Source organism: Pseudomonas sp. KB_12 (assembly GCF_052114545.1).
In the GTDB taxonomy this organism is placed as follows: domain Bacteria; phylum Pseudomonadota; class Gammaproteobacteria; order Pseudomonadales; family Pseudomonadaceae; genus Aquipseudomonas; species Aquipseudomonas brassicacearum.
The window spans coordinates 66,221-90,465 of record NZ_JBFREY010000023.1 but is presented as its reverse complement, the minus strand read 5'-3'; the positions used below and the strand labels follow the sequence as shown (position 1 = coordinate 90,465).

Genomic DNA, 24,245 nt, shown 5'->3' with positions numbered 1-24,245 from the left:
TCTCTGTTGATTGTCACACCGCTATCGCGAGCAAGCTCGCTCCCACATTGGATTGGGGTGAAGGCGATCAGCCGCCCTTGTGCAGCTTGCTCATCAACTCCGCCTCGGCCTGGGTCAGGCCGCAGGCTTGGGTCAGTTCGTCGACACTGGCGCCCATACCCACCAGGCGGGCGGCCTGGGCGAAGGACAGGCTGGAGGGGTCGCGCTGTTCCAACTGGGCGAGTTTATCCGGCAACGGCGCGACCACGGCACGCAGCTCATGGAGCGCTTCGCCCATGCGCACAGTGCCGTTCTGGTAATCGTCGACGCGCTTGGCCAGGTCCCTGATGCGCTGGTCGCGCAGCGCATCGCCCTGGGCCTGCTGAGCGGCGATCTGCCGCTGGCCACGTATGTACGCCAAGAACATCGCCAGCGTGCCTGCCCAGAAAAGGAACAGGACAATGACTGCTACCTCAAGAATCAAATCAGATACTCTCCAGTTCCGACCACTCTTCTTCGCTCATCATCTTGTCCAGTTCAACCAGAATCAGCAACTCGTTGTTCTTGTTGCACACGCCCTGAATGAACTTGGCGGATTCTTCGTTACCCACGTTCGGCGCAGTCTCGATTTCCGACTGACGCAGGTAAACCACTTCGGCGACGCTGTCGACCATGATGCCAACCACTTGCTTGTCGGCTTCGATGATGACGATCCGGGTGTTGTCGCTGATCTCGGCATTCATCAGGCCGAAGCGCTGACGGGTATCGATCACCGTAACCACGTTGCCACGCAGGTTGATGATGCCCAGCACATAGCTCGGAGCACCCGGTACCGGGGCGATCTCGGTATAGCGCAGCACTTCCTGAACGCGCATCACGTTGATGCCGTAGGTTTCGTTATCGAGCTTGAAGGTTACCCATTGCAGAATCGGATCTTCAGAACCCTTTTGAGACGACGCCTTATCATTCATACCCTGACCCCTCGAAAAACCGCCTGTGGCGGCGTGTATTCTGTCCGGCGACGCTGTGCGCCGCCGGTTGTCTTATTTCGGTTTCTGGACCGGCTTCTTGCTGCCGCCCAGGTGTTTTGCCCCGCCGCTGGCGATCAGCTCCGCCAGCTCGGAAACGTCCAGCAAGGCGCACATATGCTCGATCACCGTACCGGCCAGCCATGGCCGTTGCCCTCGATGGCTACGCCACTTGATCTCGTTCGGGTCCAGGCGCAGCGAACGGCTGACCTGATGCACCGCCAAACCCCACTCGTAACCCTGCACTGAAATCACGTACTGCAAGCCTTGGCGAAAGTCATCGCGATAACGGTCCGGCATGACCCAGCGCGCCGTATCCAGTACCTTCAGGTTGCCGGCCTGGCTCGGCAGGATTCCGAGAAACCATTCCGGCTGGCCAAACAACGGCGTCAATTCCTGCCCGGCCAGGGAATAAATCGATCCCAGGCATACCAGCGGCACCGCCAGGGTCAACCCGGCCACATCGAACAACAAACACTCGAACGGCTCGGCAGCCCAGGCCGGACGGTCGTCGCCCGGCACCGGTGGTGGCGGGCTGCTCGGCGGCAGGTGAATTTCCACCACCGGCGTCACCAGGCCTTGCAGCAGCGGGGCAACGGTCGAGACCGACGCCAGGATCGGCGCAGGCGCGTCCATGACCGCCACCTGAGGCTTGATGAACGGTGCCTCGACCGCCGCAGCCATTACTGATTTCTGTGCATCACGGGCCTGCTCTTCGAGCACGGCCGCCTGAAACTCATCCAGCACACCCTTGGCTTCGACATTCTCGGGCAACGCCTCGATCACGCTTGGCAGTGGTGGCAATTCTTCGGTCGCTTCCTGCAGCAGCCCATCCAGATAGGATTGCAGGGCCATTTGCGGACGCGAGGTTGTCTTTATCGGGCGGCTCATAGGAACAGTGCGCCACTTGAAGAGGTTATCGGCATGAATGCGGTAGGACTTGAGCGTTCACAAGCGAACGCAATGCCAGTGGAAAGCCTCGTCACCTCAGGCCACCTGCTGTGGAACAAGCTGCTGGGCCAACAGGTGCTTGAGCAGCGCCCGGTAGGCCAGCACGCCACGGCTCTTGCCATCGAATTGCGAGGGGGTCACTCCTGCGCGGCTGGCGTCCCGCAAGCGGGTATCGACGGGGATATAGCCTTGCCAGATGTCCTCGGGGTACATGTCCCGCAACACCCGCAGGGTGCCCAGGGACGCCTGGGTGCGACGATCGAACAAGGTCGGCACGATGTTGAAGGCCAGCGTCTGCTTGCGCGAGCGGTTGACCATCGCCAGTGTATTGACCATGCGCTCCAGGCCCTTGACCGCCAAGTGCTCGGTCTGCACCGGGATCACCAACTGCTGGCTGGCAGCCAAGGCATTGACCATCAGCAAACCCAGCAACGGCGGGCTGTCGATGATCGCGTAATCGAAATCCTGCCACAGCTGCGCCAGACTCTTGGCGATCACCAAGCCCAGCCCGCCCTGCCCGGGCGACTGTCGCTCCAGGGTGGCGAGAGCGGTGCTCGATGGCAGCAGGGAAATCCGCTCGTCGCTGGTGGACAACAGCAACTGCCCCGGCAGGCCCTCGGGCACAACGCCCTTGTGCAGGAACAGGTCGTAGTTGCTGTGCTCCAGGCTATCGGGATCGTAGCCGAAATAGCTGGTCATCGAGCCATGGGGATCCAGATCGACGATGACCACGCGCTTGCCCGCCTCGGCCAGCAACCCGGCTAAAGCGATGGAAGATGTGGTCTTGCCCACACCACCTTTTTGATTGGCGACTGCCCAGACTCTCATTCGGATCGTTCCTCCCGGCCGAAACAGGCTCGACCGAGAAATAGCTCGGTTATAAAGCGGGTGACGGAGAATTGACGGCACTCTGTCTTCCCGGCGACTTGACCGGAGCCGGTGCAGTTTGTGTGCCAGCCCGCTTCAATGCCGCATCCGGAGTTGCATTGGCCGTACCGGTACCGGTCAGGCTGCGACGCACATCGAGGTTGCGCGACACCACCAGCACCACCCGCCGATTGCGCGCACGCCCCTCGGCAGTGGCGTTGTTGGCGACTGGCTGGAACTCGCCGTAGCCCACCGAGGCCAGGCGACCGGGGTTCACACCCTGCATCGCCAGCATGCGCACGATGCTCGCCGAACGGGCGGAGGACAGTTCCCAGTTGGTCGGGTATTGCGCGGTACGGATCGGCTGATCGTCCGTGAAACCTTCGACATGGATCGGGTTGTCGAAGGGTTTGAGGATCGTCGCGACCTTATCGATGATGTTGAACGCCATGTCGCTGGGCATGGCGTCGCCGCTGCCGAACAACAGGCTGGAGTTGAGCTCGATCTCGACCCACAACTCGTTGCCGCGCACGGTCATCTGGTTGGAACTGATCAGGTCGCCGAACGCCGCGCTGATATCGTCGGCGATGCTTTTCAATGGATCACGACCGCCGGCAATACCGGCATCGACCTGCTCGCTGTCCTTGACCAATGGCTTGGCCGGGGTCGTGGTCTTGGGCCGCTCCTCACCGATGGGGATAGGCTTGAGGGCACGGTCGGAGTCGGTAAAGACACCGATCAATGCCTCGGAAATGACTTTGTACTTGCCTTCGTTGACCGACGAGATCGAATACATGACCACGAAAAAGGCGAACAGCAGCGTGATGAAGTCGGCGTAGGAAACGAGCCAGCGTTCATGGTTGACGTGTTCTTCTGTGTGCCTGCGACGAGCCATGTTCCTTGCCTCCCATCAGTCCATGAAGCCCTGGAGCTTCAACTCAATGGAGCGCGGGTTTTCACCTTCGGCGATCGACAGGATCCCTTCCAGCAGCATTTCGCGATAGCGCGACTGGCGCAACGCGATGGCCTTGAGCTTGGCCGCGATCGGCAGCAGCACCAGGTTGGCACTCGCCACACCATAGATCGTGGCAACGAACGCCACGGCGATGCCGCTGCCCAGTTGCGATGGATCGGCCAGGTTGCCCATCACATGGATCAAGCCCATCACCGCACCGATGATGCCGATGGTCGGCGCGTAGCCGCCCATGCTTTCGAATACCTTGGCCGCCTCGATATCGCGGCTTTCCTGGGTGTAGAAATCCACTTCCAGAATGCTGCGGATGGCTTCCGGCTCGGCGCCGTCCACCAGCAATTGCAGGCCTTTGCGTGAGTAGCTGTCGGGCTCGGCATCGGCCACACCTTCCAGGCCCAGCAAGCCTTCCTTGCGAGCGGTCAGGCTCCAGTTCACCACCCGATCGATACCACCGGCCAGGTCGACACGGGGCGGGAACAGAATCCAGATCAGCACTTGCATGGCGCGTTTGAAAGCGCTCATGGGCGACTGCAACAGCGCCGCACCAATGGTGCCACCGAGCACGATCAACGCCGCCGGGCCGTTGGCCAGCGCGCCCAGATGACCGCCTTCCAGGTAATTGCCGCCAATGATGGCAACGAACGCCATGATGATGCCGATCAGGCTGAGCACATCCATTACAGGCAGGCCTCGACCAGGTGTCTACCGATGTCGTCCAATCCATACACCGCGTCGGCAAGATCGGCCTTTACGATGGCCATTGGCATGCCGTAGATCACGCAGCTGGCTTCGTCCTGGGCCCAGATTGCGCTGCCGCCCTGCTTGAGCAGGCGCGCGCCTTCGCGACCGTCGGCGCCCATGCCGGTGAGCACCACCGCCAGAACTTTGTCACCGTAGGACTTGGCCGCGGAACCGAAGGTAATGTCCACGCAAGGCTTGTAGTTCAGACGCTCGTCGCCCGGCAGGATTTTCACCGCGCCACGGCCATCGATCATCATCTGCTTGCCACCCGGAGCCAACAACGCCAGGCCTGGACGCAGGATGTCGCCATCCTCGGCTTCCTTGACGCTGATGTTGCACAGCTTGTCCAAACGCTCCGCGAAAGCCTTGGTGAACGCCGCCGGCATGTGCTGGATCAGCACGATGGGGGCCGGGAAGTTGGCCGGCAACTGGGTCAGGACCCGCTGCAGTGCCACCGGGCCACCCGTGGACGTACCGATAGCGACCAGCTTGTAGGCTTTGCGCTTGGGCGCCGGCGATGACGTACTGGCGGGCGCCGGGCGAGCCGGCGCAGGTGCTGGTGCCGGAGCACTGCGTACCGGTGCCGGATTGAAGCTGCTCGATGCAGTCGGCGTCGGCGATGGAGCCGGGCTTGGCGCCGCAACAGGGGCTGGCGCCGGTGCGCTGTAGGCACCGACACGGCGATTGCTGCGGGAGATGCTGTGGACCTTTTCGCACAGCAACTGCCGAACCTTGTCTGGGTTACGCGAAATGTCTTCGAAATTTTTCGGCAGGAAATCCACCGCCCCGGCGTCCAGCGCATCGAGGGTCACCCGGGCGCCTTCATGGGTCAGGGACGAGAACATCAATACCGGCGTCGGGCAGCGCTGCATGATATGCCGCACGGCCGTGATGCCGTCCATCATCGGCATCTCGTAGTCCATGGTGATCACGTCCGGCTTGAGCGCCAGGGCCTGATCAATCGCCTCTTTGCCATTGGTCGCGGTACCGACGACCTGAATACTCGTGTCCGCCGAAAGAATTTCCGAGACGCGGCGGCGGAAAAACCCCGAATCGTCCACCACCAGGACTTTAACTACCATAAACACTCCGTTAGACGAGGCGCGGCCCTTGGCCACGCCCCTCCAGAATCAAATACGCCGGGCGGCGTAACGCTTGAGCATGCTTGGCACATCGAGAATCAACGCGATGCGGCCGTCGCCGGTGATGGTGGCGCCGGACATGCCCGGGGTGCCCTGGAGCATCTTGCCCAACGGCTTGATGACCACTTCTTCCTGGCCCACCAACTGGTCGACGACGAAGCCGATCCGCTGGGTGCCCACCGAAAGGATCACCACATGGCCCTCGCCCTGCTCCACATGAGCGGCGGAGCTGACCAACCAGCGCTTGAGGTAGAACAGTGGCAGTGCCTTGTCCCGTACGATCACCACTTCCTGGCCGTCCACCACGTTGGTGCGCGACAGGTCGAGGTGGAAGATTTCGTTGACGTTGACCAGCGGGAAGGCGAAGGCCTGGTTGCCCAGCATCACCATCAGGGTCGGCATGATCGCCAGGGTCAGCGGGACCTTGATGACGATCTTCGAGCCTTGGCCCTTGGTCGAGTAGATATTGATCGAACCGTTGAGCTGGGAAATCTTGGTTTTCACCACGTCCATGCCCACGCCACGGCCCGACACGTCGGAAATCTCGGTCTTGGTCGAGAAACCCGGGGCGAAGATCAGGTTGTAGCACTCGGTGTCGCTCAGGCGGTCGGCGGCATCCTTGTCCATCACACCGCGTTTCACCGCGATGGAACGCAGCACGTTCGGATCCATGCCTTTGCCGTCGTCGGAGATCGACAGCAGGATGTGGTCGCCTTCCTGCTCGGCGGCCAGGATCACCTTGCCGCTGCGGACCTTGCCCGAGGCTTCGCGTTCTTCCGGCGACTCGATGCCATGATCGACCGCGTTGCGCACCAAGTGGACCAGCGGGTCGGCCAGGGCCTCGACAAGGTTCTTGTCGAGGTCGGTTTCTTCACCCACCAGTTCCAGGTTGATTTCTTTCTTGAGCTGGCGAGCCAGGTCGCGAACCAGGCGCGGGAAGCGTCCGAAAACTTTCTTGATCGGCTGCATCCGGGTCTTCATGACCGCGGTCTGCAGGTCCGCCGTGACCACGTCGAGGTTCGACACGGCCTTGGACATGGCTTCGTCCTGGCTGTTGAGGCCCAGGCGCACCAGACGGTTACGCACCAGCACCAGTTCGCCGACCATGTTCATGATCTCGTCCAAGCGTGCGGTATCGACCCGAACGGTGGTCTCGGCTTCGCTGGCCGGTTTCTCGGGCGGCGGCGCCGCCGGAGCACGGGCTGGCGCCGGGGCGGCAGCGGCAGGCTTGGCTGGCTCGGCCTTCGGTTCCGGTGCCTTGGCAACGGGTTTGGGCGCAGCCTTGGCCACCGGTGCAGCCGCAGTGGCAGCAGGCGCAGCAGAAGCAGTACCCACTTCGCTGAACTTGCCCTTGCCATGAAGCTCATCGAGCAGTGATTCGAATTCGTTGTCGCTGATCAGGTCGCTACCCGCGGCAGCAGCGGCAGGCTTGGCCGGTGTCGGCGCCGAAGCGATGGCCGAATCCAGTGCCTCAACGGCAAAGGTACCCTTGCCATGCAACTGATCGAGCAAGGCTTCGAATTCGTCGTCGGTGATGTCCGAGCTGTCGCCCGCGGCTTTCGGCGCGGCGGGGGCCGCCGCCGGGACCACGGCATCAGCTGCGAACTGGCCCTTGCCATGGAGCTGGTCGAGCAGTGACTCGAACTCGGCATCGGTGATTTCATCGCTGGCAGCCCCACCGGCGGCTGGCGCAGCAGGTGCAACCTGAGCGACCGGCGCCTCGGCCTGAGCCTTGACGGTATTCAGGGAGTCCAGCAGTTGTTCGAATTCGTTATCGGTGACGTCCCCCGATTCCTCGGCGACCGGCTCTTCAACCGCAGCCTCGGCAACCGGAGCCGCTTCGTCAGCCGATTGCGGCTCGGCCAGACGCGCCAGCGCAGCGAGCAGCTCGGGGGTGGCAGCGGTGATCGGCGAGCGCTCACGCACTTCGCTGAACATGCTGTTGACCGCATCCAGCGCTTCAAGCACCACGTCCATCAGTTCCGAATCAACGCGACGCTCACCCTTGCGCAGGATGTCGAACACGTTTTCGGCAATGTGACAGCACTCCACCAGCTCGTTGAGCTGGAGGAAGCCGGCGCCTCCTTTTACAGTGTGGAAACCGCGAAAAATTGCATTGAGCAGATCCGCATCATCTGGTCGGCTTTCCAGCTCGACCAGCTGTTCGGACAGTTGCTCTAGAATCTCGCCGGCCTCAACCAGGAAATCCTGAAGGATCTCTTCATCGGCGCCGAAGCTCATTAATGGCTGCTCCTAAAACAGGGCTAAAACTCAGAATCCAAGGCTGGACAGCAAATCGTCCACATCGTCCTGACCGGACATAACGTCTTCTCTTTTATCGGCATGAATCTGCGGACCTTCACCCTGAGAGAGATGTTTTTGTGGATCTTTTTCAGCAAGCATCGCTTCACGGTCGTGTTCGATGCCTGCAAAGCGGTCGACCTGGCTGGCCATCAACACCAGTTTGAGCAGGTTGCTCTCCACTTCGGTGACCAGTTGGGTCACACGCTTGATCACTTGGCCGGTCAGGTCCTGATAGTCCTGAGCCAGCAGAATATCGTTGAGGTTACTGGCCACCGCGCGGTTCTCGGTGCTGCTGCGCGTCAGGAAACCGTCGACCCGACGGGCCAGCTCCCGAAACTCTTCGGCGCCGACTTCGCGCCGCATGAACCGACCCCAGTCGGTGCTCAAGGCCTGGGCTTCGTCGCCCAGGCCGTTGACCAGGGGCGTTGCGCTTTCCACCAGGTCCATGGTGCGGTTGGCCGCAGCCTCGGTCAGCTTGACCACATAACCCAGACGCTCGGTGGCGTCGGTGATCTGCGAGACTTCCTCGGCCTGCGGCATATTCGGGTCGATCTGGAAATTGACAATCGCGCTGTGCAATTCACGCGTGAGCTTGCCCACCTCCTGATACAGACCGCGGTCACGGGTCTGGTTGAGCTCATGGATCATTTGAACCGCATCGCTAAAGCGACCTTTTTCAAGGCTGTCGACCAGTTCGCGGGCATGTTTTTTCAGGGTCGATTCGAAATCACCCATTGAAGATTCGTTATCCATAGCTCCCCCGTGGCGCCGTTAACCGATGCGTTCGAAGATTTTTTCGATCTTCTCTTTCAACGCCTGGGCCGTGAAGGGTTTGACCACATAGCCGTTTACACCGGCCTGGGCCGCTTCGATGATCTGCTCGCGCTTGGCTTCGGCAGTGACCATCAGCACCGGAAGATGCTTGAGTTTTTCGTCGGCACGCACCTGGCGCAACAGGTCGATACCGGTCATGCCCGGCATGTTCCAGTCGGTGACCAGAAAATCGAAGTTGCCACTGTGCAACATCGGAAGCGCAGTGGTCCCGTCATCTGCTTCGGCCGTGTTGGTGAACCCAAGGTCACGCAACAGGTTTTTTATGATCCGCCGCATCGTTGAGAAGTCATCAACGATGAGGATTTTCATGTTCTTGTCCAATTCGACCTCCAAGCAGTCTTAAACGCGCCCAGCACCTGGACGCGCCATTTCAATCAATCCGGCACAACACTCGACAACGGTCTGGAGCACAACGGATGGAGACTGGTACAGCACCTGCCAGGCCAGCCTCGTTCGCAGTCTCCCCACACTGCCTGTCAGCGCGCTCGCCACTCCCCCAAACGCCCCCGCAAACGGGCCGCGCACTGGCTGTGTAACTGGCTGACCCGCGATTCGCTGACCCCCAGGACCTCACCGATTTCCTTGAGGTTCAGCTCTTCGTCGTAGTACAGCGCCAAGACCAGCCGCTCACGCTCCGGCAAATTGGCAATCGCATCCGCCAGCGCGCTCTGGAAACGTTCATCTTCCAGGTCACGCGACGGCTCCATGTGAGCACTCGCGTTATCCTCGTGCAGCCCTTCATGTTCGCCGTCCTGCAACAGGTCGTCGAAACTGAACAGGCGGCTGCCCAAGGTATCGTTCAAAATCCCGTAATAATCGTCGAGACTCAACTGGAGTTCGGCCGCAACCTCGTGATCTTTAGCGTCGCGCCCGGTTTTAGCTTCAATTGCCCGAATTGCATCACTGACCATGCGGGTATTGCGGTGTACCGAACGCGGAGCCCAATCGCCCTTGCGGACTTCATCGAGCATGGCCCCGCGAATGCGAATACCGGCATACGTCTCGAAACTCGCGCCCTTGCTCGCGTCGTATTTGTTCGACACTTCGAGCAGGCCGATCATGCCCGCCTGGATCAAGTCTTCGACCTGGACACTGGCCGGCAACCGCGCCAGCAAGTGATAGGCGATACGCTTGACCAGTGGCGCGTAACGCTCGATCAATTCGTATTGGGCGTCCCGTGCCGATTTTTTGTAGAGATGGTTGTAACCGCTGGCTGTCATAGCACGGGCCCTGCTGTTTGTTGCACAAGACGCTCGACGAAAAACTCCAGATGCCCGCGAGGGTTGGCCGGCAGCGGCCAGGTATCGACCTTCTGGGCGATTGCCTTGAACGCCAGCGCGCATTTGGAACGTGGAAAGGCTTCATAAACGGCACGTTGCTTCTGGACGGCCTTGCGTACGCTTTCGTCGTAAGGCACTGCGCCGACGTATTGCAGGGCGACATCCAGGAAACGATCCGTGACCTTTGTCAACTTGGCGAACAGGTTGCGTCCTTCCTGCGGGCTCTGGGCCATGTTGGCCAGGACGCGGAAGCGGTTCATGCCATAGTCGCGGTTAAGCAACTTGATCAGGGCATAGGCGTCGGTGATGGACGTCGGTTCGTCGCAGACCACCAGCAGCACTTCCTGGGCCGCGCGGACGAAACTGACGACCGAGTCACCAATACCGGCTGCGGTGTCGATCACCAGCACATCGAGATTGTCGCCGATGTCGCTGAAAGCCTGGATCAGGCCCGCGTGCTGGGCCGGGGTCAGGTGAACCATGCTCTGGGTGCCTGAGGCAGCCGGCACGATGCGAATCCCGCCCGGCCCCTGCAACAACACGTCACGCAGCTCACAGCGCCCTTCAATCACGTCCGCCAGCGTGCGTTTGGGTGTAAGCCCCAACAACACGTCGACGTTCGCCAGGCCCAGGTCGGCGTCCAGCAGCATGACCCGTCGGCCAAGCTCTGCCAGAGCCAGGGACAAGTTCACTGACACGTTAGTCTTCCCGACGCCACCTTTGCCGCCGGTCACCGCGATCACCTGTACGGGATGCATGCTGCCCATGTTCGTTCTTTACCTTGTCTTACTTAGACGGAGGCCACATTACTGGCTGCGCGTTCGCATACGGAACAATGCATGGCAGACCATCGATGTAGGTACAAAAAATATTCATGATAACCTCAGCCGACCTGCTTGGTCGGACTGTGGTAGATATCAGCGAACATATCAGCCATGGCTTCTTCGCTGGGTTCTTCCTGCATTTGCACACTCACGGCACGACTGACCAGTTGATGACGGCGCGGCAGATGCAAATCATCCGGGATCCGCGGCCCGTCGGTCAGGTAGGCCACCGGTAGTTCATGACCGATCGCCAGGCTCAACACCTCGCCCAGGCTTGCCGTTTCGTCCAGCTTAGTCAGGATGCAGCCGGCCAGCCCGCAGCGTTTGTAGCTGTGGTATGCGGCGGTTAGAACCTGTTTCTGGCTGGTGGTTGCCAACACGAGATAATTTTTTGACTTGATACCACGTCCGGCCAGGCTTTCGAGCTGCATGCGCAGGGCTGGATCGCTGGCTTGCAGGCCTGCGGTATCGATCAGCACGACGCGTTTGCGCAGCAGCGGCTCCAGCGCCTGGGCCAGGGACTGACCCGGATCCACATGGGTCACCGACACATTGAGGATCCGGCCGAGGGTCTTGAGCTGCTCCTGGGCACCGATGCGGAAACTGTCCATGCTCACCAGGGCAATGCTCTGGGCGCCGTACTTGAGTACATAACGGGCGGCGAGCTTGGCCAGGGTGGTGGTCTTGCCCATGCCGGCAGGACCGACCATGGCAATTACCCCGCCTTCTTCCAGCGGCTCGACTTCCGGGGTCGCGATCATCCGCGCCAGGTGCGCCAGCAACATGCGCCAGGCCTGGCGAGGCTCCTCGATACCATTGATCAGCGCCAGCAGGTCCCGGGACAACGGGCCGGACAGGCCGATGCGTTGCAGGCGACGCCACAGGTTGGCCTGGGCTGGACGGCTGCCTTGCAGCTGGTTCCAGGCCAGGGAGCCGAGCTGGACTTCCATCAGCTCGCGCAGGCTGTTGAGTTCAAAGCGCATCGAATCCAGGGCACGCGGATCGACACCCCGGGCAGGCGCTGCGGGCGCCGGCTCAGGACGACGCGGTTCGGCGTGGGCCTGCTCGATCAGCGGCTCGGCAGCGGTCAACGGCAGGCCGGCGGTCAGCGGCTGACCGGCGAACAATTGACGATTGGTGCCTGCCGCGCCCTCGCCTTCGCTGCTGCGCAGGCTCAGTTCGGCCTGGGCGCTGGCGATGCGCGATTGGGTCTTGCGCAGCTCATCTTCGAGTTCCATGTTCGGAACCCGTGGGGCCAGCGCAGACAGTTTGTAATCCAGGGCCGCCGTCAGCTCGACACCGCCGGCAATACGACGGTTGCCAATGATGGCTGCTTCAGCGCCCAGCTCGTCACGAACCAGTTTCATGGCCTGACGCATGTCGGCGGCGAAAAAACGCTTCACTTGCATAAACCACTACCTCAGCCGTTGGGCCCTACTGTCGCAACGATGGTCACTTGCTTGTTGTCCGGTATTTCCTGGTACGCCAGCACATGCAGCCCCGGGACCGCGAGGCGCCCGAATCGCGAGAGCATCGCGCGAATCGGACCGGCCACCAGCAGGATCACCGGTTGGCCTTGCATCTCTTGCCGCTGGGCTGCTTCGATCAGCGAACGCTGCAGCTTCTCGGCCATGCTTGGCTCCAGCAGAACACCCTCTTCCGAGCCTTGTCCTGCCTTCTGCAGACTATTGAGCAATATCTGTTCCAACCTTGGCTCCAAGGTGATCACAGGCAGCTCAGACTCAGTGCCTACAATGCTTTGGACGATTGCGCGGGACACTCCGACCCGAACCGCAGCCACCAGGGCGGCGGTATCTTGACTCTTGGAAGCGTTGTTGGCGATAGCCTCGGCAATACTGCGTATGTCGCGCACAGGCACCTGTTCGGCCAACAGCGCCTGCAGCACCTTGAGCAAATGCGACAACGAAACCACACCCGGCACCAGCTCTTCGGCCAGCTTCGGCGAGCCTTTGGCCAGTACTTGCAGGAGTTGCTGGACTTCTTCGTGACCAATCAGCTCGCTGGAGTGCTTGTACAGAATCTGGTTCAAGTGGGTCGCCACCACCGTACTGGCGTCCACCACGGTATAGCCGAGGGACTGCGCCTGGGCCCGCTGGCTGATTTCGATCCACACCGCCTCCAGGCCAAAAGCCGGATCCTTGGCGGTGATGCCGTTGAGGCTGCCGTAGACCTGCCCCGGGTTGATCGCCAGCTCGCGGTCGGGGTAGATCTCGGCTTCGGCCAGGATCACCCCCATCAGCGTCAGGCGGTAGGCGCTCGGCGCCAGGTCGAGGTTGTCGCGGATATGCACGGTCGGCATCAGGAAGCCCAGGTCCTGGGACAGCTTCTTGCGCACCCCCTTGATCCGTGCCAGCAACTGACCACCCTGGTTGCGGTCGACCAATGGAATCAGGCGGTAACCGACTTCCAGGCCGATCATGTCGATTGGCGTCACGTCATCCCAGCCCAGTTCCTTGGTTTCCATGGCGCGGGCCGGCGACGGCAGCAGTTCCTGCTGACGCTTGACCTCTTGCAGGGCCTGGACTTTCTGCACGTTCTGCTTCTTCCAGAACAGGTAGGCACCGCCTGCCGCCATGGCCGCCATGCTCAGGAAGGAAACATGGGGCATCCCCGGCACCAGGCCCATCACCGCCATCAGCCCAGCGGCAACCGCCAGGGCCTTGGGCGAGGCGAACATTTGCCGGCCGATCTGCTTGCCCATGTCTTCGGAGCCCGAAGCACGGGTTACCATGATCGCAGCCGCTGTAGATAACAACAGTGATGGCAATTGCGCCACCAAACCGTCACCAATGGTCAACAAGGCGTAGACCTTGCCGGCGTCGCCAAACGTCATGTTGTGCTGGAAGATACCGACGGCCATGCCGCCGATCAGGTTGATGAACAGAATCAGCAAACCGGCGATGGCGTCACCGCGTACGAATTTGCTTGCACCGTCCATGGAACCGTAGAACTCGGCTTCCTGGGCCACTTCCAGACGGCGCAGCTTGGCCTGGCTCTGGTCGATCAGGCCGGCGTTGAGGTCGGCGTCGATCGCCATTTGCTTGCCGGGCATCGCATCGAGGGTAAAACGCGCGCTCACCTCGGAAATCCGCCCGGCACCCTTGGTCACCACGACGAAGTTGATGATCATCAAGATGGCGAAGACCACGATACCGACCACGTAGTTACCGCCGATCACCACCTCACCGAAGGCCTGGATCACCTTGCCGGCGGCGGCATGCCCGTCCTGGCCATGGAGCATGACCACCCGGGTGGATGCCACGTTCAGCGCCAGGCGCAACAGCGTGGCCACCAGCAGGATGGTTGGGAATACAGCGAAATCCAGCGGCCGCAGGGCGTATACGCACACCAGCAGCACAACGATCGACAGGGCGATGTTGAACGTGAAGAACACGTCCAGCAGGAACGGCGGCACCGGCAGCATCATCATGGCGAGCATGACCAGCAGCAACAGCGGCACGCCCAGATTACCCCGGCTGAGGTCTACGACATTGCTGCGCGCGGCGCTGAATAACTGAGAGCGATCCACCAATATTCCCCGTTCCTGTGAAGCAAACTTTTGACGCCCGGAGGGGGCGCAGACGGGGTATTGCAAGAAGCCTTCCAACTTTTGTAGGCGGCTGAAATAGAGGGGTTGAAGGGACGCGAACCTGTGGGAGCGAGCTTGCTCGCGATAGCGACTTGTCAGTCACCCCCTTAGTCGACTGAACCAGCGCAATCGCGAGCAAGCTCGCTCCCACAGTTTTTTGTGCCAGCCCGACTCAGGAATCACGCCGCAAATCCGGCGGGATCGGCAGGTCCTTGAGCGGTTCGGGGCGCTTGCCCTTGCCGGCACGGTGCTGGCGGATCTGGTAGACGTAGGCCAGCACCTGTGCCACGGCCAGGTACAGGCCGCCGGGGATTTCCTGGTCGAGTTCGGTGGAGTAGTAAATCGACCGTGCCAGTGCCGGGGACTCGAGCAGCATCACCTCATTGGCCACGGCGATCTCACGGATCTTCAGCGCCAGGAAGTCACTGCCCTTGGCCAGCAGCACGGGAGCGTTGCCTTTCTCGGGGTCGTACTTGAGCGCCACGGCATAGTGGGTCGGGTTGGTGATGACCACATCGGCGTCCGGGATCGCAGCCATCATCCGCCGCTGGGACACTTCACGCTGCAACTGGCGAATCCGCTGCTTGACCTCCGGCTTGCCCTCCGAGTCCTTGTGCTCGTCGCGCACTTCCTGCTTGGTCATCATCAGCTTCTGCTTGCTCTGATACAGCTGGATCGGCACGTCGATGGCAGCGATCAGGATCAGGCCGCAGGCTATCCACAACGTGCTCCAACCCACCAACTGCACACTGTGGATGATGGCCTGCTCCAGCGGCTCGTGAGCGATGCGCAACAGATCGTCGATGTCGGACTGCAACACCGTCAGCGCGACAAACAGAACCAGCAGGAATTTCCCGAAAGCCTTGAGCAGCTCCATCAGCGCCGAGGTCGAAAACATGCGCTTAAGACCAGCGGCAGGGTTCATCCGACTGAATTTGGGGGCCAGGCTACCGGCGGCGAACAACCAGCCGCCCAGGGAAATCGGGCCGATAACAGCGGCCAGCAACAGGAAGATCAGAACCGGCTGTATCGCCAGAATCGCGATTTTGCCTGAGTGCAGCAGATACTGAGTCATGGACCCCGGCGTGAGCAGCACCTCACGGGGCAGCGAGAAATTCAGCCGCATGATTTCCAGCAGGTCCAGGGCCAACCCGCCACCATAAATCAGCAACCCACCCGCCCCGGCCAGCATCACCGCCAGCGTATTGAGTTCCTTGGAGCGGGCGGTCTCACCCTTTTCCCGGGATTCGCGCAGGCGCTTCTCCGTGGGGTCTTCTGTCTTGTCCTGGCCACTCTCGCTCTCGGCCATGGTTCAGCGTGCCTGTGCCATGTCGCGTAGCAGCTGCAAGGCCTCGGTGGCCAGCGGCCGATACTGGTTGAGGATATCCCCCAGGCTGATCCAGAAAATCACCATGCCCAGCGTGAGGATCAGCGGGAAACCAATGGAGAAAATGTTCAGTTGCGGCGCCGCCCGGGTCATCACGCCAAAGGCGATGTTGACCACCAGCAACGCGGTGATCGCGGGTAATACCAGCACCATCGCCGCACCGAGGACCCAACCGAGCTTGCCGGCGATTTCCCAGAAATGATTGACCAGCAACGCACTGCCCACCGGCATGGTGGTAAAACTCTCGGTCAAGACCTCGAACACCACCAGATGCCCGTTCATGGCGAGGAACAACAGGGTCACCAGCATCGTCAGGAACTGACCGATCACCGCCGTCGTCACGCCATTGGTGGGGTCGACCATGGACGCGAAGGCCATGCCCATCTGGATCGAAATGATTTGCCCGGCCACCACGAACGCCTGGAAGAACAGCTGCAGCGAGAACCCCATCAAGGTACCGATAAGGATCTGCTCGGCCACCAGCATCAGTGCGCTGAGGTCCAGCGCATGAACCGATGGCATCGGCGGCAGCCCGGGCGCGATGACCACCGTGATCGCCAGGGCGAAATACAGGCGCACGCGCCGGGGCACCAGGGTCGTGCCGAAGACCGGCATGCTCATGAGCACCGCGGTGACGCGAAACAGTGGCAGGACGAACGATGCCACCCAGGAACTGATCTGGGTGTCCGTCAGCGCGAGCATCGACATGAGGTCAGCCGATCAACTGTGGAATACTGCCGTACAACTGCAGGATGTATTCCATGAAGGTTTGCACCAGCCAGGGCCCGGCGACGATCAGCGTCACCAACATCACCAGCAGGCGCGGCAGGAAGCTCAAGGTCTGTTCGTTGATCTGGGTCGCGGCCTGGAACATCGCCACCAGCAACCCCACCAGCAGGCTGGGGATCACCAGGATGGCGACCATCGTGGTCGTCAGCCAGAGCGCTTCACGGAACAGGTCTACCGCTACTTCAGGCGTCATATCGCCCTCCCCGCACAAAAGGCCTAAACACCACCGAAACTGCCCGCCAGGGTACCGATGATCAGCGCCCAGCCATCCACCAGCACAAACAGCATGATCTTGAACGGCAGGGAAATGATCAGCGGAGAAAGCATCATCATGCCCATGGCCATCAGGATACTGGCGACCACCAGGTCAATGATCAGGAACGGGATGAAAATCATGAAGCCGATCTGGAACGCGGTCTTGAGCTCGGAGGTCACGAACGCCGGCACCAGGATGGTCAGCGGCGCCTGATCGGCACTGGGAATGTCGGTACGCTTGGACAGGCGCATGAACAGCTCCAGGTCGCTGCTGCGAGTCTGGGCCAGCATGAAGTCCTTGATCGGCACTTCAGCCTTGACCACGGCATCCTGGGCGGTGATTTTTTCTGCCAGGTAAGGTTGCAACGCATCCTGGTTCACCCGGTCGAACACCGGCGCCATGATGAACATGGTCAGGAACAGCGCCATGCCGGTGAGGATCTGGTTCGAGGGGGTCTGTTGCAGGCCCAGGGCCTGGCGCAGGATCGAAAAGACAATGATGATCCGGGTGAAGCTGGTCATCAGCATGACGAACGCCGGGATAAAACTCAGCGCGGTCATGATCAGCAGGATCTGCAGGCTGACCGAGTATTCCTGGGCCCCTTCGGCGTTGGTTCCGAGGGTGATCGCCGGGATCGACAGCGGATCGGCGGCGAATGCCAACGGTGCGGCCAGCATCAAGGCCAATGCCAACAGAATGCGCAACGGCATTACTTTTTATCCTTCTGGTCTTTACCTAACAGTTCCATGAGGCGCTGGGCAAATTCGGGGCTGGCCTGCTCGGCGGAGGGCACCTGCACCGGCTCCTTGAGGACGTGCAAGGCGGTGATGGTGCCCGGGCTCAAGCCCAGCAGGATCTGCTCGTTACCGACCTGCACCAGCACCAGCCGGTCGCGCGGCCCGAGCGCGCGGGTACCGACAATGTCGATGACCTGCCCCTTGCCAGCCGGCCCCGCTTGCTGCACACGCCGCAACAGCCAGGCGAGAAAGAAGATCAAGCCCAGCACCAGCAGCAAGCCGAGCACCAATTGCGCCAATTGCCCGGCGACACCACTGCCCGCTGCCGGCGCAGCGACGGCCGTGGCAACCGGTTCGGCCGCCAGCACACTCAATGGCAGCATCGCGGCTGCTGCGAAGAAAGCTTTCACTCAGCGCAACTTCTTGATGCGTTCGCTTGGGCTGATCACGTCCGTCAGGCGAATGCCGAACTTCTCGTTGACCACCACCACTTCGCCATGGGCGATCAAGGTGCCATTGACCAGTACATCGAGCGGCTCACCGGCCAGGCGGTCCAGTTCGATCACCGAGCCCTGGTTGAGCTGCAGCAGGTTGCGGATGTTGATGTCGGTGCTGCCCACTTCCATGGAGATCGACACCGGGATATCGAGAATCACATCCAGGTTCGGGCCATCGAGCGTCACCGGTTCATGACTCTTCGGCACGCTGCCAAACTCTTCCATCTGCAGGCGGCTGGACGCATGGGCGCCAGTGTCGGCCGCCAGCAAGGCGTCGATGTCGGCTTGCCCGGCATCGCCGGTTTCTTCCAGGGCCGCAGCCCATTCGTCGGCCAGCGCCTGGTCATCCTGGGTATTCATATCGTCAGCCATCATGTGTCCTCGGCGGGCAAAAATTCAGTTAGAAGCAAAAACCGTTACAAACTTAAGGCGTTCGACACCGCTCAGCGGCGTTCGATCGGCTCGATCACCTGCAACGCCAGGTTGCCTTTGTGAGAGCCCATCTTGACCTTGAAGGCCGGCACGCCATTGGCGCGCATGATCATCTCTTCCGGCATCTCGACGGGGATGATGTCCCCCGGCTGCATGTGCAGGATGTCCCGCAGACGCAGTTGGCGCCGAGCGACGGTAGCGCCGACCGGCACGTCGACATCCAGCACGTCCTGGCGCAAAGCGTTGATCCAGCGCTCGTCCTGATCGTCGAGGTCCGACTGGAAACCGGCATCGAGCATTTCACGCACCGGCTCGATCATCGAGTACGGCATGGTCACGTGCAGATCGCCGCCACCGCCATCGAGTTCGATGTGGAAGGTCGAGACCACAATGGCCTCGCTCGGGCCGACGATGTTGGCCATGGCCGGGTTCACTTCCGAGTTGATGTACTCGAAGTTCACTTCCATGATCGCCTGCCAGGCCTCCTTCAAGTCGACGAAGGCCTGCTCCAGTACCATGCGCACCACCCGCAGCTCGGTCGGGGTGAATTCACGACCTTCGATCTTGGCGTGACGACCGTCACCCCCGAAGAAGTTATCCACCAGCTTGAACACCAATTTGGCGTCAAGGATGAACAACGCGGTGCCACGCAACGGCTTGATCTTCACCAGGTTGAGGCTGGTGGGCACGTACAGCGAGTGCACGTACTCACCGAACTTCATCACCTGCACGCCACCGACGGCCACGTCGGCCGAACGGCGCAGCATGTTGAACATGCTGATGCGGGTGTAGCGGGCGAAACGTTCGTTGATCATTTCCAGGGTCGGCATGCGTCCGCGAACGATGCGATCCTGGCTGGTCAGGTCGTAGCTTTTGACGCTGCCCGGTTCAGCAGCGTTTTCGGTCTGTACCAGACCGTCGTCGACACCATGCAACAGCGCATCGATTTCGTCCTGGGACAGCAGGTCCTGCACGGCCATGTCGTGTTCCTACTGCAATACGAAGTTAGTGAAGAGCAACTGTTCGATCACCACTTTGCCAAGCTCTTTCTGAGCGACTTCCTGCACGCTGGCCGTGGCTTTCTGACGCAACATTTCCTGGCCGACCGGAGTGGCCAGGGTGTCGAAATTCTGTCCGGAAAACAGCATCACCAGGTTATTGCGGATCAGTGGCATATGCACCCGCAGCGCCTCCAGGTCAGCCTGGTTGCGACCCAACAGGGTAATGCTCACCTGCATGTAGCGCTGACGACCGTTCTGGGTGTAGTTGGCCACGAAGGCTGGCGCCATCGGTTCGAAAATCGCCGGCTGCTTGCCCACTGGCGCAGCTTCGGCCGCGACTGCCGGCTTGCTTTGGGCGCTGTGCATGAAATACCAGGTCGCGCCCACGGACACACCGATCGCCAGGAGCAAACCCACTACGATCACGATGATCAGCTTGAGTTTGCCTTTGGTTGCAGGGTCTTTTACAGCTGCTGCTTCACTCTTCGCCATGCCAATAATCCGTCACTAATCGGGGTTTTCACTGTTGCACGGCAAGGCAGGAGCAAGTGTTATGCCAGAAGTGGCAAGAGAGGAGATGGCGAACCGGATGCAATCTTTGATCGCCCTAAAACCAATGTGGGAGCGAGCTTGCTCGCGATAGCGAAGGATCAGTTACCTGCAAGGTGACTGACAAGCCGCTATCGCGAGCAAGCTCGCTCCCACAGAGGGGGGGTGTGACATTAGGCGTAGTAGTCGACCGCGCTGCTGCCGATGACGCTGGTGGTACTGGCCGCCACTTCCGCGACGCTGGCCGGCAGGTGCTCATCCACCGAGTCCACTCGCCCACCGGACGACGTCGTGCGCCCGGCCTGGGCTTGCTGCTGGGCCTGCTGCCCCTGGTTCTGCGAGCCACGGGATTGATCGGACACGCTGACATCGACCTGGCCCATGCCCTGCTGGGCAAAACTGTCCCGCAGGCGATGCAACTGGCCTTCGAGGGCTTCGCGAACGCCGGAGTGGGCGCTCATGAACGTGACCTGGGTCTGCTGGTCCGGAACCATGTTCACCCGGATATCCAGGCGTCCGAGTTCGGCGGGTTGCAGCTGGATGTCGGCCGCCTTGAGATTGACGCTGGACAGGTACATCACCCGGTTGACCACCTCTTCGGTCCAACCGCTCTGATTCATCGCGATAGGCTGGTTGACCGGCACCGCGTTGGCGGTTTTGGGCGTAGCAGCCTGGGTCAGTGCGGCCAGGCGGTTGGCGAAATCGTCCACGCGAGTATCACTGGACGCGGCGTTAAGGTCCTTGAGGCCCTCGCTGATCAAGCCGCCGAATGCCTTGTCACCGCCCTGGCTGCCGGACTCGGTACTGTTCTGGTCGGCCTGCACGGTGAGCATGCTCGCCATGCCTGCGGCGAAGGTCTGCGCCGAAGTCGGCTCACCGTCGAGCGACGCCGGGGCGGCAGTCTTGGATTGCGCCTGGCTGGTGGCGGAAACATGACCGCCCTGCTCCATGGCCAACCGCAAGGCGGGCAATGCGTCGAGCGGGTCGGCTTCAGGGTCAAAGGCTGGGTCGACCTCCGGGACCACCGCAGCCTGGGCTGGCGCGACCAGCGGGGTAACCGGTACCTCGACGACCGTGGTGACCTGAACCTCGGTCGTGGCCACAGGCGCAGGTTCCGGTGCGATTGTCGCCACCGGCACCGTCATGTCGGGCAGCAATCCTGGATCAAGGCTCGGATCGACGGAGGCAGCATCCGCCACTGGCGTTTCAGCCGAGTCGGCGTTGTCGTCACTGGCGGTCTCATCGTCGGCGCTGGCCGGTTTGTCCGCGGGCAAGGGTTTGCCGCTATCGGCAACCGTCGGTTCCGAGGCGGCAGGGGTTTGGTTGCCGGTGTCTTTTTTGACGGTGTTGCTGGAGGCGTTGTCGCGCGCCGATTTCACTGGTGGCTCTGGGGCCGCAGCGGTCTTGACAGGCGCCTGCTTGGCGAAGACTTGAGCGAAGCTGGAGGCTCTATCCCCGAGATCCGGGGCCGCTGCCGGTGAATTGACGGCGGCCTTGGGCTTGGCCTGGACAGAGGCCTGAAGCAGTGTATTGGGGGTAACGGGCATAAAAAGGTCTCCGCTGCACTGGAATCATAGGTACAGTCGAGACTAGGCAATGCAAGGCACGGGCCAATGTCTGCCCGACCGTCAAATCTCAGCAGTGAAAGCCTGCGCGCTCTTCCCTGCAAAGCTTGCGAACATAAGCAAATTCGCTGTCGATTTCGTTGACCAGTTTCTCGATACCGCCCAATGACGGCTGTTTGGCACGCTGTTCCAGTTCGCCACACAGCTCGGCCAGGCGGATAGCGCCCATGTTGCTGCTGCTGCCCTTGAAGCTGTGGGCCGTGGCGCTCAGTTTTTCAGCGTCCCGTGCCTCATGCAGCACGCGCAAGCGAGCCTCCGAGTCATTGAGAAACGTATCCAGCAACTCCGGATACCCCTCCTCCATGACTTCCTTCAGCGTGCTGAGTACGTCGCGGTCCAGATGAATTTCGTTCACTTGTTCGCTCCCTGATCAAGAATGGCGCCGATTAGGCCGGAGCCTCCCAGAAAAACTCCACGCGCGCACTACGACCATCGTCTGACCAGCTGGCTTGGTGGCTCAACTGGCGTACCAGGCTCACGCCGCGCCCCGACAACCGATCAGTGTCCACAGGACGCGTCAGCACCCTGGCGACATCAAAACCCTCGCCACTGTCCTCGACCTCTATGGCCAGGCGCCCACCCTCGCCGTTTGGCGAGACATGCAAGTGCACTCGCACATAGCCGTCGCTCAGCTCATCCAGGCGCGTATTGCGCTCTCTGTAATAGCGGGCAAAACCCACCGCGTCACGCTTGAGGCTGGAGTCGAGCCCCAGTACCCCATGATCCAGGGCATTGGAATACAGCTCCGACATGACGCTGTAAAGAGCGCCACTCTGTACCCTGAGCCCATGGACCTCAAGTAACAACTGCAGCAAATAGGGCATCGGATTGAAGCGTTTGAGCGTCTGCGCCCGGAACTCGAAGCTCACCGACCAATCCAGCGGGCTGGACTGGCCGCTATCGGAATAGACCGGTGGCGGCGGATTGAGTTGCGTCGGCGCGACCAGTCGCACCTCGACCATGCTGAAATCGTCACGGGCCTCACCGCGAAAATCCTGCAAGGCCTGCTGGATATCCTCAAAAAGACGGTCAGGTTCACGGTTGGCTGAAAATACCTGCTGCAACCGTTCCACGCCAAATGGCTGGTCGTCGCGGTCACTGGTCTCGATCACGCCATCGGACAACAGGAACACCCGGTCACCCAGCGACATGGTATGCACTTCGGTGCGGTCATCGAATAATTGAGGGGTGAGCACGCCCAACGGCAGGTGCCGCGCCGGCAATGGCGTACGCACGCCGCTGAGGCTGTCATGCAGGTATCCATCAGGCATGCCGCCGTTCCAGATCTCTACCGTGCAACGCTGGAAGCTCAGGCATAACAACGTCGCGCAACAGAACATGTCCACGGGCAGGATGCGCTTGAGCTTGGCATTCATCTCTCGCAGGATCTGCGCCAGGCCGTAGCCTTTGGCGGTCATCCCGTAGAACACTTCCGCCAGCGGCATCGCGCCGACCGCCGCCGGTAAACCGTGGCCGGTGAAATCCCCCAGCAGGACGTGCATGTCGCCGGCCGGATTGAACGCTGCCAGCAGCAGGTCACCGTTGAACAAGGCATAAGGCGATTGCAAGTAACGGATGTTCGGCGCGCTCAGGCAGCCGGAGTGGGCGATCTTGTCGAACACGGCCTTGGCGACCCGTTGCTCGTTGAGCAAGTAGTCATGGTGCCGGGCAATCTGGTCGCGCTGCTCCACCACCGTGGCCTGCAACCGACGCAAACGGTCCATGGCCTTGATCTTGGCCGCCAGGATCACTTGATTGTAGGGTTTGGCCAGGAAATCGTCGCCGCCCGCCTCCAGGCAACGGGCCAGGGCTTCGCTCTCAGTCAACGAGGTGAGAAAAATGATCGGGACCAACTGGTCCCCGGCCAACTGCTTGATTTTCTGCGCGGCTTCGAAGCCGTCCATCACCGGCATCATTGCGTCCATCAGCACCAGGTGCGGACGCTTTTGCAGATAGACGTCGACCGCTTCGGCGCCATCGGCCGCAGTGAGCACATGATGCCCCTGGCGACGGACGATGGTCGACAACAGCAGTCGATCAGCGGCACTGTCTTCGGCAATCAGGACCGTCAATGGCTCCGACGACGATTGCATGGCGATCAACTGATGTCGAACAGCTTGTCGAAATTGGAGATCGCAAGGATTTTCTTGACGTCGCTGCTGCTGTTGACGACCCGGATGTCCGACTCGTCGCCACCGGCATGATCGCGTAACAGCAAGAGCATGCCCAAGGCGGAACTGTCGAGATAGGTGGCCTTCTTCAAATCCACCACAATGGACTCGGGCTTGCTATTGAGTCTCTCGTAAGACTCGCGAAACTCCTGGTGCCGTCCGAAATCGAATCGACCTTCGATCGAAATCGTCAACTTCTTCCCATCTTGGGATACTTCTGTAACGACTGACATGTTCAGCTTCCCTGTCATGGACATACGTGTACAAG

At 61.0% G+C, this 24,245-nt stretch carries 26 protein-coding genes; all 26 read right to left on the bottom strand.

What is annotated here, in order from left to right; all coding sequences use genetic code 11:
• Positions 1-67 precede the first annotated feature (67 nt).
• A complete protein-coding gene (locus AB4Z20_RS19255) occupies positions 68-463 on the bottom strand; it encodes a DUF2802 domain-containing protein (protein WP_024618185.1) in 396 nt (131 codons plus the stop codon).
• A gap of 1 nt (position 464) precedes the next feature.
• Positions 465-950, bottom strand: coding sequence for a chemotaxis protein CheW (locus tag AB4Z20_RS19250; protein ID WP_003199144.1), 486 nt, complete (start codon positions 948-950; stop codon positions 465-467).
• A gap of 72 nt (positions 951-1,022) precedes the next feature.
• The gene (locus tag AB4Z20_RS19245; RefSeq protein WP_253472445.1) at positions 1,023-1,898 is read right to left on the bottom strand and encodes a CheW domain-containing protein; all 876 of its coding nucleotides are present in this window, start codon (positions 1,896-1,898) and stop codon (positions 1,023-1,025) included.
• 96 nt (positions 1,899-1,994) lie between these two features.
• Positions 1,995-2,786 carry a ParA family protein gene (locus AB4Z20_RS19240; protein WP_214510749.1) on the bottom strand — a complete coding sequence of 264 codons (792 nt, stop codon included), beginning with the start codon at positions 2,784-2,786 and terminating at the stop codon, positions 1,995-1,997.
• A 49-nt stretch (positions 2,787-2,835) separates the two neighbouring features.
• Entirely contained in the window at positions 2,836-3,720 is an 885-nt protein-coding gene (motD, locus tag AB4Z20_RS19235) for a flagellar motor protein MotD (RefSeq protein ID WP_214510748.1), read from the bottom strand.
• A 15-nt stretch (positions 3,721-3,735) separates the two neighbouring features.
• Complete coding sequence (locus AB4Z20_RS19230) at positions 3,736-4,476, bottom strand: flagellar motor protein (protein WP_072408495.1); 741 nt, start codon at positions 4,474-4,476, stop codon at positions 3,736-3,738.
• Entirely contained in the window at positions 4,476-5,621 is a 1,146-nt protein-coding gene (locus tag AB4Z20_RS19225) for a protein-glutamate methylesterase/protein-glutamine glutaminase (protein WP_253472443.1), read from the bottom strand. The genes AB4Z20_RS19230 and AB4Z20_RS19225 overlap by 1 nt, the downstream gene beginning before the upstream one ends.
• Before the next feature lie 48 nt (positions 5,622-5,669).
• Positions 5,670-7,922 carry a chemotaxis protein CheA gene (locus AB4Z20_RS19220; protein ID WP_253472441.1) on the bottom strand — a complete coding sequence of 751 codons (2,253 nt, stop codon included), beginning with the start codon at positions 7,920-7,922 and terminating at the stop codon, positions 5,670-5,672.
• A gap of 30 nt (positions 7,923-7,952) precedes the next feature.
• On the bottom strand, positions 7,953-8,738 hold the full coding sequence (locus AB4Z20_RS19215; RefSeq protein WP_320390060.1) for a protein phosphatase CheZ: 786 nt from the start codon (positions 8,736-8,738) through the stop codon (positions 7,953-7,955).
• 18 nt (positions 8,739-8,756) lie between these two features.
• Positions 8,757-9,128 (bottom strand): chemotaxis response regulator CheY, encoded by a 372-nt coding sequence (locus tag AB4Z20_RS19210; protein ID WP_003199125.1) that lies wholly within the window; start codon positions 9,126-9,128, stop codon positions 8,757-8,759.
• A gap of 167 nt (positions 9,129-9,295) precedes the next feature.
• Entirely contained in the window at positions 9,296-10,039 is a 744-nt protein-coding gene (fliA, locus tag AB4Z20_RS19205; RefSeq protein ID WP_014337177.1) for an RNA polymerase sigma factor FliA, read from the bottom strand.
• Entirely contained in the window at positions 10,036-10,866 is an 831-nt protein-coding gene (fleN, locus tag AB4Z20_RS19200) for a flagellar synthesis regulator FleN (RefSeq protein WP_003184001.1), read from the bottom strand. The genes fliA and fleN overlap by 4 nt, the downstream gene beginning before the upstream one ends.
• A gap of 116 nt (positions 10,867-10,982) precedes the next feature.
• Positions 10,983-12,332: a flagellar biosynthesis protein FlhF gene (flhF, locus tag AB4Z20_RS19195; RefSeq protein WP_024618179.1), complete on the bottom strand. Its 1,350-nt coding sequence runs from the start codon at positions 12,330-12,332 to the stop codon at positions 10,983-10,985.
• 11 nt (positions 12,333-12,343) lie between these two features.
• Positions 12,344-14,473, bottom strand: coding sequence for a flagellar biosynthesis protein FlhA (flhA, locus tag AB4Z20_RS19190; RefSeq protein ID WP_253472439.1), 2,130 nt, complete (start codon positions 14,471-14,473; stop codon positions 12,344-12,346).
• 232 nt (positions 14,474-14,705) lie between these two features.
• Positions 14,706-15,842 (bottom strand): flagellar biosynthesis protein FlhB, encoded by a 1,137-nt coding sequence (gene flhB / locus AB4Z20_RS19185; RefSeq protein ID WP_253472437.1) that lies wholly within the window; start codon positions 15,840-15,842, stop codon positions 14,706-14,708.
• Between the two features lie 3 nt (positions 15,843-15,845).
• Entirely contained in the window at positions 15,846-16,628 is a 783-nt protein-coding gene (fliR, locus tag AB4Z20_RS19180) for a flagellar biosynthetic protein FliR (RefSeq protein WP_214510742.1), read from the bottom strand.
• Between the two features lie 4 nt (positions 16,629-16,632).
• Positions 16,633-16,902, bottom strand: coding sequence for a flagellar biosynthesis protein FliQ (fliQ, locus tag AB4Z20_RS19175; RefSeq protein WP_003199113.1), 270 nt, complete (start codon positions 16,900-16,902; stop codon positions 16,633-16,635).
• A 23-nt stretch (positions 16,903-16,925) separates the two neighbouring features.
• Positions 16,926-17,675, bottom strand: a complete 750-nt coding sequence (gene fliP / locus AB4Z20_RS19170; RefSeq protein WP_253472435.1) for a flagellar type III secretion system pore protein FliP — start codon at positions 17,673-17,675, stop codon at positions 16,926-16,928.
• A complete protein-coding gene (gene fliO / locus AB4Z20_RS19165; RefSeq protein ID WP_253472433.1) occupies positions 17,675-18,112 on the bottom strand; it encodes a flagellar biosynthetic protein FliO in 438 nt (145 codons plus the stop codon). The genes fliP and fliO overlap by 1 nt, the downstream gene beginning before the upstream one ends.
• Entirely contained in the window at positions 18,113-18,571 is a 459-nt protein-coding gene (gene fliN, locus AB4Z20_RS19160) for a flagellar motor switch protein FliN (RefSeq protein WP_003199107.1), read from the bottom strand.
• Between the two features lie 71 nt (positions 18,572-18,642).
• Complete coding sequence (gene fliM / locus AB4Z20_RS19155; protein ID WP_018611773.1) at positions 18,643-19,611, bottom strand: flagellar motor switch protein FliM; 969 nt, start codon at positions 19,609-19,611, stop codon at positions 18,643-18,645.
• Between the two features lie 9 nt (positions 19,612-19,620).
• The gene (fliL, locus tag AB4Z20_RS19150) at positions 19,621-20,124 is read right to left on the bottom strand and encodes a flagellar basal body-associated protein FliL (protein WP_212797040.1); all 504 of its coding nucleotides are present in this window, start codon (positions 20,122-20,124) and stop codon (positions 19,621-19,623) included.
• A gap of 230 nt (positions 20,125-20,354) precedes the next feature.
• Positions 20,355-21,728, bottom strand: coding sequence for a flagellar hook-length control protein FliK (locus AB4Z20_RS19145; protein WP_442090418.1), 1,374 nt, complete (start codon positions 21,726-21,728; stop codon positions 20,355-20,357).
• A gap of 88 nt (positions 21,729-21,816) precedes the next feature.
• Positions 21,817-22,161, bottom strand: coding sequence for an Hpt domain-containing protein (locus AB4Z20_RS19140; RefSeq protein WP_253472429.1), 345 nt, complete (start codon positions 22,159-22,161; stop codon positions 21,817-21,819).
• A gap of 31 nt (positions 22,162-22,192) precedes the next feature.
• Positions 22,193-23,899: a SpoIIE family protein phosphatase gene (locus AB4Z20_RS19135; protein WP_442090417.1), complete on the bottom strand. Its 1,707-nt coding sequence runs from the start codon at positions 23,897-23,899 to the stop codon at positions 22,193-22,195.
• Between the two features lie 5 nt (positions 23,900-23,904).
• Positions 23,905-24,210, bottom strand: a complete 306-nt coding sequence (locus AB4Z20_RS19130) for an STAS domain-containing protein (RefSeq protein WP_214510738.1) — start codon at positions 24,208-24,210, stop codon at positions 23,905-23,907.
• Positions 24,211-24,245 lie beyond the last annotated feature (35 nt).

What these genes read in the sequence shown, in the direction of transcription:
- AB4Z20_RS19250 (WP_003199144.1), bottom strand. Translation starts at nt 950, where the DNA reads ATGAATGATAAGGCGTCGTCTCAAAAGGGTTCTGAAGATCCGATTCTG.
- AB4Z20_RS19245 (WP_253472445.1), bottom strand. Translation starts at nt 1,898, where the DNA reads ATGAGCCGCCCGATAAAGACAACCTCGCGTCCGCAAATGGCCCTGCAA.
- AB4Z20_RS19240 (WP_214510749.1), bottom strand. Translation starts at nt 2,786, where the DNA reads ATGAGAGTCTGGGCAGTCGCCAATCAAAAAGGTGGTGTGGGCAAGACC.
- motD (WP_214510748.1), bottom strand. Translation starts at nt 3,720, where the DNA reads ATGGCTCGTCGCAGGCACACAGAAGAACACGTCAACCATGAACGCTGG.
- AB4Z20_RS19230 (WP_072408495.1), bottom strand. Translation starts at nt 4,476, where the DNA reads ATGGATGTGCTCAGCCTGATCGGCATCATCATGGCGTTCGTTGCCATC.
- AB4Z20_RS19225 (WP_253472443.1), bottom strand. Translation starts at nt 5,621, where the DNA reads ATGGTAGTTAAAGTCCTGGTGGTGGACGATTCGGGGTTTTTCCGCCGC.
- AB4Z20_RS19220 (WP_253472441.1), bottom strand. Translation starts at nt 7,922, where the DNA reads ATGAGCTTCGGCGCCGATGAAGAGATCCTTCAGGATTTCCTGGTTGAG.
- AB4Z20_RS19215 (WP_320390060.1), bottom strand. Translation starts at nt 8,738, where the DNA reads ATGGATAACGAATCTTCAATGGGTGATTTCGAATCGACCCTGAAAAAA.
- AB4Z20_RS19210 (WP_003199125.1), bottom strand. Translation starts at nt 9,128, where the DNA reads ATGAAAATCCTCATCGTTGATGACTTCTCAACGATGCGGCGGATCATA.
- fliA (WP_014337177.1), bottom strand. Translation starts at nt 10,039, where the DNA reads ATGACAGCCAGCGGTTACAACCATCTCTACAAAAAATCGGCACGGGAC.
- fleN (WP_003184001.1), bottom strand. Translation starts at nt 10,866, where the DNA reads ATGGGCAGCATGCATCCCGTACAGGTGATCGCGGTGACCGGCGGCAAA.
- flhF (WP_024618179.1), bottom strand. Translation starts at nt 12,332, where the DNA reads ATGCAAGTGAAGCGTTTTTTCGCCGCCGACATGCGTCAGGCCATGAAA.
- flhB (WP_253472437.1), bottom strand. Translation starts at nt 15,842, where the DNA reads ATGGCCGAGAGCGAGAGTGGCCAGGACAAGACAGAAGACCCCACGGAG.
- fliR (WP_214510742.1), bottom strand. Translation starts at nt 16,628, where the DNA reads ATGTCGATGCTCGCGCTGACGGACACCCAGATCAGTTCCTGGGTGGCA.
- fliQ (WP_003199113.1), bottom strand. Translation starts at nt 16,902, where the DNA reads ATGACGCCTGAAGTAGCGGTAGACCTGTTCCGTGAAGCGCTCTGGCTG.
- fliP (WP_253472435.1), bottom strand. Translation starts at nt 17,675, where the DNA reads ATGCCGTTGCGCATTCTGTTGGCATTGGCCTTGATGCTGGCCGCACCG.
- fliN (WP_003199107.1), bottom strand. Translation starts at nt 18,571, where the DNA reads ATGGCTGACGATATGAATACCCAGGATGACCAGGCGCTGGCCGACGAA.
- fliM (WP_018611773.1), bottom strand. Translation starts at nt 19,611, where the DNA reads ATGGCCGTGCAGGACCTGCTGTCCCAGGACGAAATCGATGCGCTGTTG.
- fliL (WP_212797040.1), bottom strand. Translation starts at nt 20,124, where the DNA reads ATGGCGAAGAGTGAAGCAGCAGCTGTAAAAGACCCTGCAACCAAAGGC.
- AB4Z20_RS19145 (WP_442090418.1), bottom strand. Translation starts at nt 21,728, where the DNA reads ATGCCCGTTACCCCCAATACACTGCTTCAGGCCTCTGTCCAGGCCAAG.
- AB4Z20_RS19135 (WP_442090417.1), bottom strand. Translation starts at nt 23,899, where the DNA reads ATGCAATCGTCGTCGGAGCCATTGACGGTCCTGATTGCCGAAGACAGT.
- AB4Z20_RS19130 (WP_214510738.1), bottom strand. Translation starts at nt 24,210, where the DNA reads ATGTCAGTCGTTACAGAAGTATCCCAAGATGGGAAGAAGTTGACGATT.